The sequence below is a fragment of the Frankia sp. AiPs1 genome (assembly GCF_023716945.1).
Taxonomy (GTDB): Bacteria; Actinomycetota; Actinomycetes; order Frankiales; family Frankiaceae; genus Frankia.
The window spans coordinates 1-4,126 of record NZ_JAMQQF010000533.1 but is presented as its reverse complement, the minus strand read 5'-3'; the positions used below and the strand labels follow the sequence as shown (position 1 = coordinate 4,126).

The following is a 4,126-nucleotide window of genomic DNA, read 5'->3' as shown; positions in this document are numbered from 1 at the left end:
GCCCCGGCCGGGAGGCGGTCCGGCTCCCCGTCGAGAGGCGGGTCCGCCCCCCTGCGCAGGGGCGGTCCGGCCCACCCCGGCCGGGGCGGGCCCGCGTCCGCATCCTCACGATCGGCCGATCGCGCCGCCTCGCGCAGGTGGTGGCACCCGCCCTCGAGCACCTAGTAAACTATGTAAACCTGATTGAGAGTGGAGGGTTCGCGGTGTGGCGGTCGCGATCGACCTGTCGGCCGTGGGGCGCGGCTCCCGGTCGGAGGCACCCCCTGAGATCGTCCGAGTGCTGTCCGTATCGACCGTCGCGGTTGGTGGGGGGCGTGCGCGCGGCGCCGCGGTTCGGTGTCATCAAAGCTCACTTTGTAAACTATGTTGGCAGGTCATCTGGCGGCCCCTGGCGGCATGATGAGACGGGCGCGGCGGTCGTCGGCAGGCCCCGCCATCAGGAGGAGAGCGGATGAAGATCGACGCAAACCTGTCGCACGACCTCGCGGCGACACCGGCGGGCGCGGCGCGCATCGAGAAGGAGGGCTACGCCGGCATCTGGGTGGGGGAGACCCGCCACGACCCGTTCCTGCAGACGCTGCAGGCGGCCAACGCGACCTCGACCGCCAGCGTCGGCACGTCGATCGCGATCGCCTTCGCGCGGACCCCGATGACGCTGGCCTACCTCGGCTACGACCTGGCCCAGTACAGCGAGGGCCGGTTCATCCTGGGCCTGGGCTCGCAGATCAAGCCGCACATCGAGAAGCGCTTCTCGATGACCTGGTCGCACCCGGCCGCCCGGATGCGCGAGCTGGTCCTGGCCACCCGGGCGATCTGGGACGCCTGGCAGAACGACACCAAGCTCGCCTTCCGCGGCGACTTCTACACCCACACCCTCATGACGCCGTTCTTCGCGCCGGAGCCGCACCCCTACGGCCCGCCGCCGGTGTACCTCGCCGGCGTCGGCGAGGGCATGACCGAGGTCGCCGGTGAGGTGGCCGACGGCTTCTTCGTCCACCCGTTCAGCACGAAGAAGTACCTCGAGGAGGTCACCCTCCCGGCGCTGTTGCGTGGGCGGGCCAAGGCCGGCAAGGCCGATCTGGACGGCTTCGCGATCGCCGGGCCGTCCTTCGTGACGGTCGGGCGCACCGAGGAGGAGCTGGCGGAGGCGATCTTCGGGACCAAGAAGCAGATCGCCTTCTACGCCTCCACCCCGGCCTACAAGGGCGTCCTCGACGTGCACGGCTGGGGCGAGCTGCAGCCGGAGCTGACCAACCTGTCCAAGCGCGGCGAGTGGGACGCCATGGCCGACCTCATCACCGACGAGATCCTGCACACCTTCTCCGTCGTCGGCACGCCGGAGGAGGTCGGCAAGGGCCTCATCGCGAAGATCAGCGGCATCTACACCCGAACGGCCTTCTACGAGACCTGGAAGGCCGACCCGACGGTGTGGCCGCTGCTGCTCGACGCCACCCGGTGAGCCATCCCGCCGTGACCGCCCATCCCGCTTTAACCGCCCATCCGGCCGTGACCGTCCATCCCGGCCCAACGGAGCGGGCCGCCGAGGCGGGCCCGAGTCCCGACCCGACGGCCGTCGCCTCCTTCGACCTGCGGGGCCGGGTCTCGCTCGTCACCGGGGGCAACGGCGGGATCGGCCTCGGCATCGCCGAGGCGCTGGCCGCCGCCGGGGCGGACGTCGTCATCCTCGGAACGAACGAGCGCAAGAACGCCGCCGCGGAGCAGACCCTCGCCGCCCACGGCGGCAAGGTGCTCGCGCTGCGCTGCGACGTCGGCGACGAGACGCAGGTCATCGACGCGTTCGAGCAGGCGGTGGGCGCGTTCGGGCGGATCGACTCCTGCTTCGCGAACGCCGGCATCGGCGGGGAGCCGACGCGCTTCACCGAGCTGACCCTCGACCAGTGGCACCAGGTGCTGCGGATCAACCTCGACGGGGTGTTCCTCACCTTCCGCACCGCGGCCCGGCACATGGTCGCCGCCGGCGCGGGAGGCAGCCTCGTCGCGGTGTCGAGCATCATCGGAACCAACCGGGGCTTTGCGCGGACCCAGGCGTACGGCACGGCGAAGGCGGCGCTGTCCGGCCTGGTCCGCAGCTGCGCGGTGGAGCTGGGCCGCGACGGCATCCGGGTCAACGCCATCCTGCCCGGCTACATCCGCACCGCGCTGGCCGACGACCTGCTCGACGACGAGAAGTTCGCCGCCCGCTCGCTGCCACGGCTGCTGGGCCGGCGCTGGGGGACCCCCGCGGACCTGGGCGGCATCGCCGTCTACCTGGCCTCGGAGGCGTCCCGCTACCAGACCGGCGAGCAGATCGTCGTCGACGGCGGCTACGTCCTGTCCTGACCCCACCGGGGCGAGCCCACCGGGGCCCGGACCCACCCGCCCCCGCGGCACATCCCGCCGCGGGGGCGCGCTGGTCGCTGTCGGACCAGCCGAGGAGCTGTGCTGCACAGCTGAACAGATGAGGAGTCCGCCGTGGGCCACCGCTGCTTCGAGGTCGACGTCGCCGGCCGGGTCGCCCAACTCGTGCTCAACCGGCCGGCCGAGCTCAACACCCTGCTGCCGGAGTTCTGGCGGGAGTTCCCCGACGTCGTCACGCGGCTCAGCGACGCCGGTGACGTGCGGGTGCTGGTCATCTCCTCGACCGGTCGGCACTTCTGCGCCGGGATGGACCTGTCCTCGTTCGAGCACAGCGACCTGCTGCCCGGCGGCGACCCGGCGCGCGCCAACGCCGGCCGCAAGCGGCTCATCGCCCGGATGCAGGACGCCTTCACCGCGCTGGAGCGGGCCCGGATGCCGGTGCTCGCGGCCGTGCAGGGCGGCTGCCTCGGCGGCGGCCTCGATCTGATCACCGCCTGCGACCTGCGGTACGCCACCGACGACGCCTTCTTCGTCGTCCAGGAGACCAACATCGGCATCACCGCCGACCTGGGCACCCTGCAGCGCCTGCCGACGCTCATCCCGCCTGGGGTGGCCCGGGAGCTGGCCTACACCGGACGGCGCCTGCCGGCCGCGCGGGCCCGTGAGCTCGGCCTCGTCAACGAGGTGTTCGGCGACCACGACGCGCTGCTCGCCGGGGTCCGCGAGATCGCCGCCGAGATCGCCGAGCGCAGCCCGCTGGCGGTGTGGGGCAGCAAGGAGAGCCTGCTCTACGCCCGCGACCACGACGTCGCCGCCGGGCTCGACCAGATCGCGACCTGGCAGACCGGGGCCTTCCAGCCCGAGGAGGTCGGCGAGGCGATGCGCGGGCGGGCGAGCGGGCGCGCCCCCGACTACCCGGACCTGCCGGCGGTCCCCCCAATCTGACCGGCGCCGCGCCACCCGCGACCCGGACCCGCGACCCGGACCCGCGACCCGGACCCGCGACCCGGACCCGCGACCCGCCATTCGACATCCGGACTTTCTGAACGAGGAGCTGTCATGGCCGACGCCGATCCCGGCACCGATGATCTCCTGGTGGAGCGGGTGGACGGGGTCGCCGTCCTCACCCTGCACCGGCCGAAGGCACGCAACGCCCTGACCGCCCGGCTGATCCGGGCCCTGCGGGCGGCGCTCGCCGCGGCGGACGCCGACGACGCCGTCGACGTCATCGTCCTCACCGGCGCCGACCCGGCGTTCTGCGCCGGCCTCGACCTCGGCGAGGTGGCCGGCAGCGGCGAGAACCTACGGATGGCCCTGACCCGACCGGGCGACGGCGGCCTGCCGCCCGGTCTGCCGTGGGCGCCGACCGGCAAGCCGCTGATCGGCGCGATCAACGGCCCGGCGATCACCGGCGGCTTCGAGCTGGCGCTGCACTGCGACATCCTCATCGCCTCGGAGAAGGCCGCGTTCGCCGACACCCACACGCGGGTCGGCGTCCTGCCGAGCTGGGGGATGAGTGTCCTGCTTGCCCGGGCGATCGGCGAGCGCCGGGCGCTGCGGATGAGCCTGTCCGGGGAGTTCCTCGACCCGGTGGCCGCCCGGGACGCGGGTCTGGTCAGCGAGGTTGTCGGGCACGGCGACCTGCTGCCCGCCGCCCACCGCCTCGGCCAGCGCATCCGTGCGTCGGACCCGGCGACCCGGACGGCGTTCCTCGCCTCCGTGCGGGCCATCGCGGCGCGGGGCACCGCCGACGCGCTGGCCGCCGAGT

The 4,126-nt window shown here is 73.2% G+C and carries 4 protein-coding genes; all 4 read left to right on the top strand.

All coding sequences use genetic code 11. The features are described from left to right. Positions 1-451 precede the first annotated feature (451 nt). Positions 452-1,459 carry a TIGR03617 family F420-dependent LLM class oxidoreductase gene (locus ND748_RS26810; protein ID WP_251748995.1) on the top strand — a complete coding sequence of 336 codons (1,008 nt, stop codon included), beginning with the start codon at positions 452-454 and terminating at the stop codon, positions 1,457-1,459. Continuing rightward, positions 1,456-2,340, top strand: a complete 885-nt coding sequence (locus ND748_RS26805) for an SDR family oxidoreductase (protein WP_251748994.1) — start codon at positions 1,456-1,458, stop codon at positions 2,338-2,340. The genes ND748_RS26810 and ND748_RS26805 overlap by 4 nt, the downstream gene beginning before the upstream one ends. A gap of 132 nt (positions 2,341-2,472) precedes the next feature. Beyond that, the gene (locus ND748_RS26800; protein WP_251748993.1) at positions 2,473-3,303 is read left to right on the top strand and encodes an enoyl-CoA hydratase-related protein; all 831 of its coding nucleotides are present in this window, start codon (positions 2,473-2,475) and stop codon (positions 3,301-3,303) included. 114 nt (positions 3,304-3,417) lie between these two features. Then, positions 3,418-4,126, top strand: a 709-nt coding sequence (locus tag ND748_RS26795) for an enoyl-CoA hydratase (protein WP_251748992.1), incomplete at its 3' end; no start/stop codon positions are given.

Coding starts and splice junctions, on each gene's coding strand:
- ND748_RS26810 (WP_251748995.1), top strand. CDS start 452: ATGAAGATCGACGCAAACCTGTCGCACGACCTCGCGGCGACACCGGCG.